The following is a 13,016-nucleotide window of genomic DNA, read 5'->3' on the forward strand; positions in this document are numbered from 1 at the left end:
AGGAAGCGTTATAGCGCGTCCTGACGCTGACAGGTCGGGATCAGTGGCCGATGGGTTGGGCGGTGGCTGCGACCGGGTGGGGCAGTTTGCTGCTGCCGGACAGGTATTTGTCCACGCTGGCGGCGGCGGCCCGGCCCTCGGCGATCGCCCAGACGATCAGCGACTGCCCGCGGCCGGCGTCACCGCAGACGAAGACGCCCTCGGCGTCGGTGCTGTAGTCGGCGTTGCGTACGGCGTGGGTGCGAGCGTTGGTCGGTACGCCGAGCTGTTCCAGCAGGTCGGCCTCCGGGCCGGTGTAGCCCATCGCCAGCAGCACCAGGTCGGCCGGCAGGATCTGCTCGCTGCCTTCCACGGCGGTGTTCACCCCGTTCTCCCGGATCACCTCGATGATCTTGATCCCGGTGACGTTGCCGTCCTCGTCGCCGAGCACCTCGATGGTGGAGGACTTGAAGACCCGCTCGCCGCCCTCCTCGTTGGCCGGCGACACCCGCAGGATCCGCGGGAAGGTCGGCCACGGCTCGTGCGGCGCCCGCGCCACCGGCGGTTCGACGTTGTGCTCCAACTGCATGATCGTCTTCGCGCCCTGCCGGGTCGCGGTGCCGAGGCAGTCGTTGCCGGTGTCGCCGCCACCAATGATGATCACGTTCTTGCCGGCGGCGCAGATCTGATCACGAACGGTCTCGCCGACCGCGACCCGATTCGCCTGGGTCAGGTACTCCATCGCATGGTGAACGCCGTGGAACTGTCGCCCCGGCACCTCCAGCTCACGCGGCACGGTTGCGCCGGTGGCCACGATCACCGCGTCGAACCGGGCCCGCAAGGCGGCACCGGTGATGTCCTTGCCGACCTCGACGTTGCACTTGAAGTGGGTGCCCTCGTCCTTCATCTGATCGAGCCGACGGTCCAGCACCGACTTCTCCATCTTGTATTCGGGGATCCCGTAGCGCAGCAGGCCGCCCGGCTTGTCGTCCCGCTCCAGCACCGCGACGGTGTGGCCGGCGCGGGTGAGCTGCTGGGCGGCCGCCAGTCCGGCCGGGCCGGAGCCGATCACCGCGACGGTGCTGCCGGTGTGCCACTCGGTCAGCTGCGGCTTGACCCGATGGTCATCCCAACCCTTGTCGATGATGGCGACCTCGACGTTCTTGATCGTCACCGCCTCGTCGGCGATCGCCACCACACAGGCGTCCTCGCACGGTGCCGGGCACAACCGGCCGGTGAATTCCGGGAAGTTGTTGGTGGCGTGCAGCCGTTCCAACGCGACCTCCCAGTCGCCGCGCCAGACCAGGTCGTTCCACTCCGGGATCAGGTTGCCCAGCGGGCAACCCGTGTGGCAGAACGGGATCCCGCAGTCCATGCAGCGGCCGGCCTGCTCACTGATGATCGGCAGCAGGGCCCGTCCCGGCGTACCGGGGTAGACCTCTTTCCAGTCGTGGATCCGCTCGTTCACCGGCCGCCGGGTCGCCGACTTCCGGTCGTACTTCATGAAACCCCGAGGATCAGCCATTGGCGGCCTCCATCATTCGGGACGTGGTGGTCACGTCGTCCAAGCCTTCGGCCTTGGCCTGCTCGCGCGCGGCCAGCACTCGGGCGTAATCACGGGGCAGCACCTTGGTGAAGCGGGTGGCGCTCATCCCCCAGTCGGCCAGCAGCCGCTCCGCGACGGCCGAGCCGGTCTCCTCCTGATGCCGGATGATCAACTGCCGGAGTTGATCACGGTCGGCCTCGGTCAGCTTCCGGGAGTCGACCATCTCGGAGTTCAACTGGTCAAGATCAAGATCAAGGACGTACGCGACCCCACCGGACATGCCGGCGGCGAAGTTCCGGCCGGTCTTGCCGAGCACCACCACGGTGCCGCCGGTCATGTACTCGCAACCATGATCACCGACGCCCTCGACCACTGCGGTGGCGCCGGAGTTGCGGACGCAGAACCGCTCCCCCACCTGTCCCCGCAGGAAGATCTCGCCCGAGGTCGCCCCGTAGCCGATCACGTTGCCGGCGATGATCTGCTGCTCGGCGACGAAGGACGCGTCCCGGCTCGGCCTGACGACCAGCCGGCCGCCGGACAAACCCTTGCCCAGGTAGTCGTTGCTGTCGCCCTCCAGCCGAAGCGTGATCCCGGCCGGTACGAAGGCGCCGAAGCTCTGCCCGGCCGAGCCGAGCAGGGTCAGGTCGATGGTGCCGTCCGGCAATCCGTTGCCGCCGGTCGCCTTGGTCACCTCGTGGCCGAGCAGCGTGCCCGCGGTCCGATCCACGTTCCTGATCTTGAGCTGCGCCCGGACCGGATCGCCGGTGCTGAGCGCGTCGGCGCAGATCTTGATCAACTCCTGGTCGAGCTTCTCGTCCAGTCCGTGATCTTGACCGACGGCGTTCTTCAGCACCGCACCGTCGGGCAGCTCCGGCCGGTAGAGGATCGGCGACAGGTCCAGGCCGGACGCCTTCCAGTGATCAACTGCACCCCGGACGTCCAGCACCTCGACGTGGCCGATGGCCTCGTCCAGGCTGCGGAATCCCAGCTCTGCAAGGATTTCGCGGACTTCCTGCGCGATGAACTCGAAGAAGTTGATCACGAACTCGGGCTTGCCGGTGTACTTCTTGCGCAGCTCCGGGTTTTGGGTCGCGACGCCGACCGGGCAGGTGTCCAGGTGGCAGACCCGCATCATCACGCAGCCCTCGACCACCAGCGGGGCGGTGGCGAAACCGTACTCCTCGGCACCGAGCAGGGCACCGATCACCACGTCCCGACCGGTCTTCAGCTGGCCGTCGACCTGGACCACGATCCGATCCCGCAATCCGTTCAGCAGCAGGGTTTGCTGGGTCTCGGCCAGGCCGAGCTCCCACGGACCGCCGGCATGCTTGAGCGAGGTCAGCGGCGCCGCACCGGTGCCGCCGTCGTGTCCGGAGATCAACACCACGTCGGCCTTGGCCTTGGAGACTCCGGCCGCGACCGTACCGACGCCGACCTCGCCGACCAGCTTGACGTGGATCCGCGCGCTCGGATTGGCGCACTTCAGGTCGTGGATCAGCTGTTTGAGGTCCTCGATCGAGTAGATGTCGTGATGCGGCGGCGGCGAGATCAGCCCGACGCCCGGGGTCGAATGCCGGGTGTTGGCCACCCACGGGTAGACCTTGTTGCCCGGCAGCTGACCGCCCTCGCCCGGCTTGGCGCCCTGGGCCATCTTGATCTGGATGTCGTCGGCGTTGGTGAGGTAGGCCGAGGTGACGCCGAAGCGGCCGGAGGCGACCTGCTTGATCGCGCTGCGGCGCTGCGGGTCGTACAGCCGGTCCGGATCCTCGCCGCCCTCACCGGTGTTGGACTTGGCGCCGAGTGCGTTCATCGCGATCGCCAGCGTCTCGTGCGCCTCCTTCGAGATCGAGCCGTAGCTCATCGCGCCGGTGGAGAACCGCTTGACGATCTCGCTGACCGGCTCGACCTCGTCGATCGGCACCGGGTTCCGGTCGGAGTTGAACTTCAGCAGCCCGCGCAGGGTCATCAGCCTCATCGACTGATCATCGACGCGTGCGGTGTAGTCCTTGAAGACGTCGTAGCGTCCGGCCCGGGTGGAGTGCTGCAGCCGGAACACCGTCTCCGGGTCGAACAGGTGCGGTTCACCCTCGCGGCGCCACTGGTATTCGCCGCCGATGTCCAGGGTGCGGTGCGCCAGCGGGATCCCGTCGGCCGGGTAGGCGCGAGCGTGCCGGCTGCGGATCTCCTCGGCGATCTGCTGCAGGCCGATGCCGCCGAGCTTGCTGGTGGTGCCGGTGAAGTAGCGGTCGACCAGCTCCTGGGACAGCCCGAGCGCCTCGAAGATCTGTGCACCGGTGTACGAGGCCACGGTGGACACGCCGATCTTGCTCATCACCTTGAGCACGCCCTTGCCGAGCGCCTGGATCACGTTCTGGACGGCCTGCTCCGGGCTGACGTCGAGATAGACGCCGCGCCGAGCCAGGTCCTCCACCGACTCGATCGCCAGGTAGGGGTTGACCGCGGCGGCGCCGTACCCGATCAGCAGGGCGACGTGATGTACCTCGCGCACGTCGGCGGTCTCCACAATCAGGCCGACCTGGGTCCGCTGCTTCTCCCGGACCAGGTGGTGGTGGATCGCGGCGGTCAACAGCAGCGACGGGATCGGCGCCTGCTCGGCGTTGGAGTGCCGGTCACTGAGGATGATGGTCCGGGCACCCTTGGCGATCGCCCGGGACACCTCGGTCATCAGCTGATCCAGCCGCGCCTCCAGCGCCGCCGCACCGCCGTGCACGTTGTAGAGGCCACGGACCACGTAGGTGGCGTAGCCGGGCAGATCACCGCGCCGGTTGATGTGGTTGATCTTGGCCAGCGAGTCGTTGTCCAGCACCGGGAAGTCCAGCACCAGCCGGCGACAGGAGGCCGGGCCGGGCTCGAGCAGGTTCTGCTCCGGGCCGATGCTGTTGTAGAGCGAGGTGACCAGTTCCTCCCGGATCGCGTCCAGCGGCGGGTTGGTCACCTGGGCGAACAGCTGACTGAAGTAGTCGAACAGCATCCGCGGCCGGTCACTGAGCGCGGCCACCGGGGTGTCGGTGCCCATCGACCCGATCGGCTCGGCCCCCTTGGCCGCCATCGGCGCCAGCAGGATCCGCAACTCCTCCTCGGTGTAGCCGAAGACCTGCTGCCGCCGGGTCACCGAGGCGTGGGTGTGGATGGTGTGCTCGCGGTCGGGCAGGTCGGACAACCTGAGCCGGCCGGCCAGCAGCCACTCCCCGTACGGTTCGGCGGTGGCCAGCTGGTTCTTGATCTCCTCGTCACCGATGATCCGATGCTCGGCCAGGTCGGCCAGGAACATCTTGCCCGGCTGCAGCCGGCCCTTCTCGATGATCTTGGTGTCCGGGATGTCGAGCACCCCGGACTCGGAGGCGAGGACAACCAGGTCGTCGTCGGTGACCCAGTAGCGGCCGGGTCGCAGACCGTTGCGGTCCAGCACCGCGCCGACCTGGGTGCCGTCGGTGAAGACGACCGCGGCCGGTCCGTCCCACGGCTCCATCAGCGCGGCGTGGAAGGCGTAGAAGTCGCGCAGCCGCTTGGGCATCTGCGGGTTGTTCTCCCACGCCTCCGGGATCAGCATCTGGATCGCGTGCGGCAGCGACCGCCCGCCCAGGTGCAGCAGCTCTACCACCTCGTCGAATGAGGCGGAGTCGGAGTAGCTGGGGGTGCAGATCGGGAACAGTCGTTCCAGATCGCCGGGGATCAGGTCGGACTTCAGCAGCGCCTCCCGGGCCCGCATCCAGTTCCGGTTTCCCTTGACGGTGTTGATCTCGCCGTTGTGCGCGATCATCCGGTACGGGTGTGCCAGTTCCCAGGCCGGGAAGGTGTTGGTGGAGAAGCGGGAGTGCACCACCGCCAGCGCGCTGGCCATCCGTTCGTCCCGCAACTCGGGGAAGATGGCTCCCAGCTGATCGGTGGTCAGCATGCCCTTGTAGACCAGAGTCCGGCAGGACAGCGACGGGAAGTAGACGCCGAGTTCGTGCTCGGCCCGGCGGCGTACGGCGAAGGCCACCCGCTCCAGCTCCAGCCCGGACAGCGGGCTGTCCGCGTCGGCAGGCGATCCGATCACGACCTGCTCGAAGCGCGGCATGGTGTTCAGCGAGATCGGGCTGAGGCTGGAGGAATCGGTCGGCACCGGGCGCCAGCCCAGCACCTGCAGTTGCTCCTCGGCGGCGATCCGTTCGATCGCGGCCCGGGCCTTGCCCGCGTCGTCCTCGTCCAGCGGCAGGAAGGCGGTGCCGACGGCGTACGCACCGGCGGTCGGCAACGCGAAGTCGCAGACTCCACGCAGGAACGCGTCCGGCAGCTGGATCAGGATTCCGGCGCCGTCACCGGCGGCCGCGTCGGCACCGGTAGCACCGCGATGATCGAGGTTGGCCAGGGCTTCCAGGCCCTGCTCGACGATGGCGTGACTGGGCACCCCGGTCAGCGTGGCGACGAAGGCGACACCGCAGGCGTCGTGTTCGAAGTCAGGGTCGTAGAGACCCTGCGTGGTGTACCCAGCGCTCATGCGTACTCCAGTCGGGTTGGGTCGGCTCCTCCCGGCAGCCGGGAAGGCTCAGATCAGTGGGTGATGCGTTGCACAGCATGATCACCGGGACTTCGCCGGCCCGGATCGGACGCACAAACCTAACCCCCAAGGTCTGTGGGGTGACCACCCTTCACCGCGATGTGTGCACGGCTGTACGGGGTCGGCAGCTTGTCAGTACCGCGTCCCGCGAACGGCGATCCGCTGCAGTTTACTGCCGCGATCTGCCGGATTCGGAATCGAATAGACGCTCCGACGCCGATCCACATCTCGCGACGCAGAGGAAAAACTAGCGTACAGGGCCCGTGTTCAGGGGCGAGAGCACTAAATTGCCCAGAGTTCGCGGGTCGGACGAGAAATATTACAGGTCGTGACGACTGCGTCACACCGCCGCGATGACCTCGACCCCAGCCCGCTCCTCAGCGCTGAGCCACTGCACGATTCGCCCGTCGAAGGTCGCGAACACCAGTTCGTTGATCTTCGCGAGGTTGACCAGATGCAGATCGGTCACCTGCTTCGTGCCCACCAGCATGTCGAGCCCGATCGCGGCATCAGCCAGCGAAGACTCGTCCCCGATGAAGGAATGACCGTCCCGCCCACGGACGCCGCGAAGAAGCTCGATCGCCTCGGCGCCGGTGACTTCACGGCCGGCGATCCGAGGGTTCATCAGCAACCGGACGAAGCCGCTCTCGGTGATTGGCGTGGTGGCCCAAGCGCCTACCGTATCCATCCATGCGTGCGCTGCGTTGTGATGGACATGGCCCGGGTGGGTCAGCGCGATCAGAACGTTCACATCGAGGAGATAGGTCACGGCTACTCCTCTTCGAGCGCGGATTCGACCATCTCATCAGTGATCACGTGGCCGCTTACACCGCTGATCACCGGAAATCCAGACCGCGTCTTGTTCTCGCTCGCCGGTCCGGCCAGCCCCCTCAGTGCCAATTCGGACAATGCGCGGCCGACGGAGATGTTCTTGGCAGCGGCAAGCGCGCGAGCCGCCGCGAGTACCCGCTCATCCAGATCGAGAGTCGTCCGCATGGCCACACCATAACATCAGCGCATCATGATGACTGAGGATCGCGGGTCGAGCCCACGGGCTCCTCGGTCTCCCCCTCTGCCTCGGTAGACGAATCTGGGCTGGACGAATCTGGGCTGGACGAATCTGGGGCGGCCGGGTCGGCGGTGGACGAGTCGTCCGGCGGCAGGCCGTTCACGAAGCGGAAGTCGCCCTCGACGATCTCCTCCCGGCCCGGCTTGAACTTGACCAACCAGAGGAAGCAGATCAGCGCGGCGAGGAAGACCGCGGCCGAGACGTAGTCGTTGAGCCGGAAGCCGCCGATGGTGTGGGCCGGATCGATCCGCAGGTGCTCCACCCAGGCGCGGCCGGCGGTGTAGAACATCACGTACAGCATGAACACCTTGCCGTGGCCGAGCTTGAATCGGCGATCGAGCAGGATCAGTGCGACCGCGACCGCGAGGTCCCAGACCAATTCGTACAGGAAGGTCGGGTGGAAGGCCGCGTACTGCTCGTAGCCGGGGATCCGATACTGCGGCGCGATCTCCAACGCCCACGGCAGCGTGCTCGGCCGACCGTACAGCTCCTGGTTGAACCAGTTGCCGAGCCGGCCGATCGCCTGCGCGACCACGACACCGGGGGCAAGCGCGTCGGCCAGTGCCCAGAACCGCATCTTGCGGCGGCGGCAGACCAGGTAGCCGCCGAGCGCGCCGAAGGCGACGCCACCCCAGATGCCCAGGCCGCCGTCCCACAGGTAGAGCGCCCGGATCGGTTGCTGGCCCGGGCCGAAGTAGAGCTGATGATCGGTGATCACGTGGTAGATCCGGGCCCCGACGATGCCGAACGGCACCGACACCAGCGCCACCGTCTCGACCGCGTCCCGGCTGCCGCCGCGCGCGATCCAGCGCCGGGTGGCGATGATGGTGCCGACGATGGCCCCGGTGATGATGCACAGCGCGTACATCCGGATCGGCAGCGGACCGAGGTGGAACTCCCGGAACGGCGGGCTGGGGATGGCTAGGACGGGAAGGATGTGGTCTATCACGGGCCGCCTGGTTCTCCTGCCTGAGTGGATCGCGGGTCCGTACGCAAATAGTTCGGAACCTCTGCGATCCTATCCGGCCTTCCCCCGACTCTGGCGCTGCAGCCAGTGCGGCCACAGCCGGCCCGCGACCTCGGTCGGTAACCGGCCGCCAAGGTGCATCGCCCGCCAGGTGCCGCGATAGCCGGGCAGGATGCCGGAGGCCACCACCACGTGGCCGACGACCATCACCGTGACCGGGTAGGTCACCCAGAGGTGGATCCGGTAGAGCCAGACGAAGATCGGTCCGCCGTGCAGGGTGGCCAGCCCGGCACCGCTGCCGATCAGCAGGATCAGCCCGCCGACCAGGATCAGGTTCGCCAGCCGCTGGGCGGGGTCGAAGTCGCCCTGATGCGGTGGGAACCGGCCGCTGCGTACGGCCTTGGGCCAGCCCAACAACCAGGCCAGATCACCGCGGTCCCAGCGCACCGTCTCCCGTACGAAGTCGGCGATCCGGTGATGCCAGGCGATCACCCCCAGCACGCCGATGCCGAGCAGCGCCCAGCCGATCAGCTTGTGCAGTTGGGTGTCCGGTACGTGCGCCAGCTCGGCCAGGAAGCTGGGATTGCCTTCCTGACCGAACAGCAGCCAGCCGCCGGTGATCAACAACAGCAACGTGCACAGGTAGATGCCGGCATGCAGCCAGCGACTGTGCCGCCGATTGCGGATGATGATCGTCGGCGGCCGGCCACTCGGGCGATCAGGCCCTTCGCCCTCGGCGCGACGTGCCGCGGGTGAATCGGACGTGGGCGATTCAGTAGTCATAGCCGCCGCCCGACGACGACGCCGAGGACGAACTACTGGTGACCGCGCCGGCCTTCGTCACGGTGACCGTGATCTGGGCCTGCGGTCCGACCGGCGAATGGTCTGCATGTTGCAGGGTGACCTTGATCGTGTGCTTGCCCGGGGCGAGCTTGCTGATCATGACCGTCGGCTGGGTCTCCACCGTGTAGTCCTGGGCGTTGCCGTCGAAGGTGAGGTGGAAATGATCTTTGCCGGAGGTGGTCGGTCCGAGCGCCTCGCTGGACTTCACCGTCAGCTTGAACGGCTCGGTCACGCTGGCGTTGTTCTTCGGCGCGGTGATCGAGATGGTGGCGCCGCCCTGGTTGCTGCCGCTGTTGGAGTTGTTGCTGCCGCTGTTGGTGGTGCTGCTGCCGTAGCCGCCGCCCATCCCGCAGCCGGCCAGCATCAGCAGTGCGCCGGCCGCAGCCGAACCCATGATCAAATTCTTCTTGCTCGGTGCCGACATGATGTCTCCTGGTGAGGGTTGAGGAACGCCGTCGGCGAGGCCCTCCATCGGGGTCATCGCCCGGCTATCCAGGGACACGTGGACCCGAGTCGTCCGGTTCATCTCGGCCGGGCCCGACTCCTTGATGGGCCGGCGAAAGAAGGATCGGACATGGCCGCGGCCCCAGCACACGCGGAGTGCATAGCTGCGCCGGCCGGGTCTCCACGAACCACACGTCCAGCGTTCATCATTGTGTGGCGGTGTCACAGCTACCGCTGGCAGGCCTACGTCTGGGTAGATGCCGGGCAGGTCATCCAGGAATGGGTGTCGGCAGAGATGCTCGGCCCAGTCCCCCGTGGTCGAGCGCCAGATGCCTGGAGATCCGAACTACTTCGCCGACTTCTGACCGGCCCGGATCGGATCCTCCCGCGGACCCCGGTGCGCTATAATTCTGTACATGACTACGCTCTCAGTGGCGGATGCCCGCGCAAACTTCTCCAAACTCATCGAGTCGGCCGTAACCACGCACGAGCGGTTCGACGTCACCCGAAACGGCGATCGCGCGGCGGTGCTCCTCAGCGCCGACGACTACGACTCGTTGCTGGAGACCGTTGACATCCTGAGCCATCCGGACGAAGTCGCAGCCATACGCGACGGCCTCGCCGACCTGGCGCACGAGGACGTGTCTTCTGCTGCTGACGTGCGGGCCGCCATGGTCGCGCGCGGCAGGCTCACCGCGTGACCGAACCGTACGAGGTCGTTTTCACCCGCGCTGCCCGTCGAGCCTTGGAGCGCGAACTACCGGAAAAGATCGCCGCCGCTGCATTCGAGTTCGTCATGGGAGCACTGCGCGAGAATCCGCGCAGAATTGGCAAGCCGCTGCGCGAGCCGTTGGCACCGCTCTACTCCGCTCGGCGAGGCGAATACCGGGTCATCTACCGCATACTCGAGGCGCGTCTCGTCATAGAGGTCGTCTCAATCTCCCACCGCCGCGACGCCCACCATCACTGAAGCTCCCACAAAATCTGTGCACAGCGGGTTCCTCCATCCGGATGCCAAGGAAGCGGCGTTCGATAACGTCATCTGCGCATCGATCACCGGGCGACAGGCGGCAGTTGCGTGAACGCGGACCTGTTGCGTTCCCGCTGGAGCGTGCTGAACCGGTCGCTGCGGACCGGCTTGTCCGGCGTCGATCCCTGGGATCAGGGCACCAGATCGCGAAAATCGCGGTCCGCAGGCGATTTTGACCATCTGGCGCCTTATATTCAGGTTCCCGGACCCGTCAACGTCCCCGGGCTTGAAATACGGCCGGCCGTTGCTGCCCGCCCGATTGCCGCTAGACCGGCCCGGCTTCAATGTCCGCAAGGGTGCCTCATACGGACGCATTCACGTGGTTTGGATATTTTGTTGCCGGTCACTCCTCGGTGATGGGTCGTCGACACGCCGGAGCTGGAACAGGACGCGCAGAGCGTACGTACCAAATTGGCCGTCTGATGAGTGCGGCAGCTCTGCGGATCGATCATCCTCTCGGCGTGTCGACGTCATCACCAGCTGATGAACCCTGCTCGACCGCGGCAATGCAGCCTGCCGGACGGAACCCGGCCGACGTTCAGGAGGCGGCGGACACGGCCGCCTTCAGCTGATCCGGGGACCACTTCGCCGCGTCCGGCTGCAGCTTGTCGTTGATGAACACAGTCGGGGTGGCGGTGACGTTGCGCTGATTGGCCACCGCCGCCATCGAGTCGACCCAGCTGCGGTGCTGCTGACCGGTGACGCAGGAGGTGAAGTCGTCGGAGCTGAGTCCTAGTTGACTGCCGAGTTCGAGCAGTTGCTTGTCGGACCACTCCATGCCGTAGTTGGCGAACAGGCTGGCGTAGAACGGCTGTCCCTTGCCGGTGGTCGCAGCGCAGGCCATGGCGTTGGCGGCGCTGATCGAGCCGTGTTCGGGGTCGACCCCGCTGAGCGCGAACAACTCGACCTTGACCGCGCCGTCGCGCTGCAGACCGGTGATGGTCGGGCCGAGCTTCTCCTCGAAGTCGGCGCAATGCACGCAGCGGAAGTCCTCGAACAGCGTCATCGTCACCGGGGCGTCGGCCTTGCCGAGCACGATCGGCTGCGCATCGGTGACCTGTACGGGGCCGAAGCTGGGTTGCCCGGTGGCCGCCTCGGGCTTCCGGCCGGCACGCCAGGACTGGTAAACCACCGCGGCGATCACCACGACCACGATGATGCCGATCACCGCCACCGCCAGCACCAGACGCTGGCGGCGCCGCTCGGCCTGCTGTTCGGCCAGCCGCGCCTGGGCCCGCGCCGATCCGGGGTTACCGGTCGGCCTTGTTGACGGCATCTTTGAGCTGTTGCGGAGTCCAGCCGGCGGCATCGGCCTGGAGCTGATTGTTGATGAAGATGGTCGGCGTGCCCTGGACGCCGTCGTTGTTGGCCGCGGTGGCCGCCGACTGCATCCAGGATTGGTACTTCATGTTGTTCACCGCGGAGATGAAGTTGTCGCTCGGGTTGCCGACCTGCTTGGCCAGATCGATCAGCTGTTCGTTGGTCCAGGCCTTGCCGTAGTTCTGCCACAGCCCGAGGTAGAACGCCTCACCGAAACCGTCCGCCGCAGCCGCGGCCATCGCGTTGCCGGAGCGCAGCGAGCCCTGCTGGCCGTCCTCGTTGTCGATCACCGTCAGCACGAACAACTCGATCTTGACCTGGCCCTTCTTCTGCAGGTCCAGGATGGTGTCGCCGAGGTTGTCCTCGAACTCCGCGCAGTGCGGGCAGCGGAAGTCCTCGTACAGCTTCAGCGTGACCGGCGCGTTCTTGTCGCCGAGCACGATCGGCTTGCCGTCGGTGACAGTCACCTTGCCCCAGGTCGGGACGTCGCCGCTGGCCGTCTTCGGCTTGCCGAAGTTGGTCGCGTAGCCGATGCCGACCCCGATCACCGCGACCACGACGACGACCACCAGCACCAGCAGCCCCAGCCGCCGCCGCTTGGACTGCCGGGCCTTCTGCTCGGCGGCGAGCCGGGCCCGCTCCCTGGCGTTGCTGCCGTCCTGCTTCGGCGGCTTGTTCTTGCCGCCGTTGGAGCGGTTGGCGTCGGAGCTCATGCATTCCCCTCGTCGTCGTCAAATCCGCCGGTCACGGCGTCCAGGCTGAGGCGGGTCCGTGGCTGCAGGAACAGCCAGGCGGCACCGGCCAGGAAAATAATGTCGCGGATCAGGTCCGGAAGGTAGCTGGTCGCTCCCGGAGCGACCTGCCCGCCGGCACTGAAGCACCCGCAGTCGATGCTGAGCCCGCGGGCCCAGGCCTGGATCAGTCCGACCACGAACGCCAGCTGGAGCAGGAAACTCAACGCGGCCGCCCATCGGGTGAACAGGCCCGAGATCAGGACCAGGCCGAGCAGCACCTCCAGGTACGGCAGTGCCCAGCCGACGATCTGCGCCAGCGTGTCGGGGAGCAGTTCGTAGGCCCGAACGGCCGCCACCGACTGGGCCGGATCTCCGATCTTCAGCACGCCGGCGACGATCCACACCACCCCCAGACCGACCCGGACGACCGTACGCGCCCACGGGAGCACGACGGCCCAGTTCACCGCACGGCGGCGTGGTTCGGGCGCGGACTGGCTGGCTGACTCGGACATCGCAGGCTCAA

The 13,016-nt window shown here is 67.0% G+C and carries 12 protein-coding genes; 2 read left to right on the top strand and 10 right to left on the bottom strand.

All coding sequences use genetic code 11. The features are described from left to right. Nucleotides 1-40: 40 nt before the first annotated feature. The 7 genes from FOE78_RS14460 to FOE78_RS14490 form a co-directional block, all read right to left on the bottom strand. Nucleotides 41-1,504 (bottom strand): glutamate synthase subunit beta, encoded by a 1,464-nt coding sequence (locus FOE78_RS14460; RefSeq protein WP_143986921.1) that lies wholly within the window; start codon nt 1,502-1,504, stop codon nt 41-43. Further along, entirely contained in the window at nt 1,497-6,026 is a 4,530-nt protein-coding gene (gene gltB, locus FOE78_RS14465; RefSeq protein WP_143986922.1) for a glutamate synthase large subunit, read from the bottom strand. The genes FOE78_RS14460 and gltB overlap by 8 nt, the downstream gene beginning before the upstream one ends. Nucleotides 6,027-6,426: 400 nt before the next feature. Beyond that, nucleotides 6,427-6,855 (bottom strand): TA system VapC family ribonuclease toxin, encoded by a 429-nt coding sequence (locus FOE78_RS14470; protein WP_168207526.1) that lies wholly within the window; start codon nt 6,853-6,855, stop codon nt 6,427-6,429. 2 nt (nt 6,856-6,857) lie between these two features. Beyond that, nucleotides 6,858-7,082 carry a hypothetical protein gene (locus FOE78_RS14475; RefSeq protein ID WP_143986924.1) on the bottom strand — a complete coding sequence of 75 codons (225 nt, stop codon included), beginning with the start codon at nt 7,080-7,082 and terminating at the stop codon, nt 6,858-6,860. Between the two features lie 23 nt (nt 7,083-7,105). Further along, nucleotides 7,106-8,104: a prolipoprotein diacylglyceryl transferase gene (lgt, locus tag FOE78_RS14480; RefSeq protein WP_143986925.1), complete on the bottom strand. Its 999-nt coding sequence runs from the start codon at nt 8,102-8,104 to the stop codon at nt 7,106-7,108. A 69-nt stretch (nt 8,105-8,173) separates the two neighbouring features. Then, nucleotides 8,174-8,905, bottom strand: a complete 732-nt coding sequence (locus tag FOE78_RS14485) for a cytochrome b/b6 domain-containing protein (RefSeq protein WP_143986926.1) — start codon at nt 8,903-8,905, stop codon at nt 8,174-8,176. Further along, nucleotides 8,895-9,446 carry a DUF6130 family protein gene (locus FOE78_RS14490; protein ID WP_168207527.1) on the bottom strand — a complete coding sequence of 184 codons (552 nt, stop codon included), beginning with the start codon at nt 9,444-9,446 and terminating at the stop codon, nt 8,895-8,897. Before FOE78_RS14490 ends, FOE78_RS14485 begins: the two co-directional genes overlap by 11 nt. A 379-nt stretch (nt 9,447-9,825) precedes the next feature. On the opposite strand from FOE78_RS14490, the gene FOE78_RS14495 reads away from it, so the two are divergent. Together FOE78_RS14495 and FOE78_RS14500 are read left to right on the top strand one after the other, a co-directional pair. Beyond that, nucleotides 9,826-10,110 carry a type II toxin-antitoxin system Phd/YefM family antitoxin gene (locus FOE78_RS14495; protein WP_210414593.1) on the top strand — a complete coding sequence of 95 codons (285 nt, stop codon included), beginning with the start codon at nt 9,826-9,828 and terminating at the stop codon, nt 10,108-10,110. Continuing rightward, nucleotides 10,107-10,379 carry a type II toxin-antitoxin system RelE family toxin gene (locus tag FOE78_RS14500; RefSeq protein WP_143986929.1) on the top strand — a complete coding sequence of 91 codons (273 nt, stop codon included), beginning with the start codon at nt 10,107-10,109 and terminating at the stop codon, nt 10,377-10,379. The genes FOE78_RS14495 and FOE78_RS14500 overlap by 4 nt, the downstream gene beginning before the upstream one ends. Before the next feature lie 598 nt (nt 10,380-10,977). On the opposite strand, the gene FOE78_RS14505 is transcribed toward FOE78_RS14500, so the two are convergent. Genes FOE78_RS14505 through FOE78_RS14515 form a run of 3 tightly spaced genes read right to left on the bottom strand, consistent with a single transcriptional unit; the run spans nt 10,978 to nt 13,005 of the window. Next, nucleotides 10,978-11,715: a DsbA family protein gene (locus FOE78_RS14505; RefSeq protein WP_168207528.1), complete on the bottom strand. Its 738-nt coding sequence runs from the start codon at nt 11,713-11,715 to the stop codon at nt 10,978-10,980. Further along, on the bottom strand, nt 11,690-12,472 hold the full coding sequence (locus tag FOE78_RS14510) for a DsbA family protein (protein ID WP_143986931.1): 783 nt from the start codon (nt 12,470-12,472) through the stop codon (nt 11,690-11,692). The genes FOE78_RS14505 and FOE78_RS14510 overlap by 26 nt, the downstream gene beginning before the upstream one ends. After that, the gene (locus FOE78_RS14515) at nt 12,469-13,005 is read right to left on the bottom strand and encodes a DoxX family protein (protein ID WP_143986932.1); all 537 of its coding nucleotides are present in this window, start codon (nt 13,003-13,005) and stop codon (nt 12,469-12,471) included. Before FOE78_RS14515 ends, FOE78_RS14510 begins: the two co-directional genes overlap by 4 nt. Nucleotides 13,006-13,016: the final 11 nt, after the last annotated feature.

Source organism: Microlunatus elymi, from assembly GCF_007362775.1.
In the GTDB taxonomy this organism is placed as follows: Bacteria; Actinomycetota; Actinomycetes; order Propionibacteriales; family Propionibacteriaceae; genus Microlunatus; species Microlunatus elymi.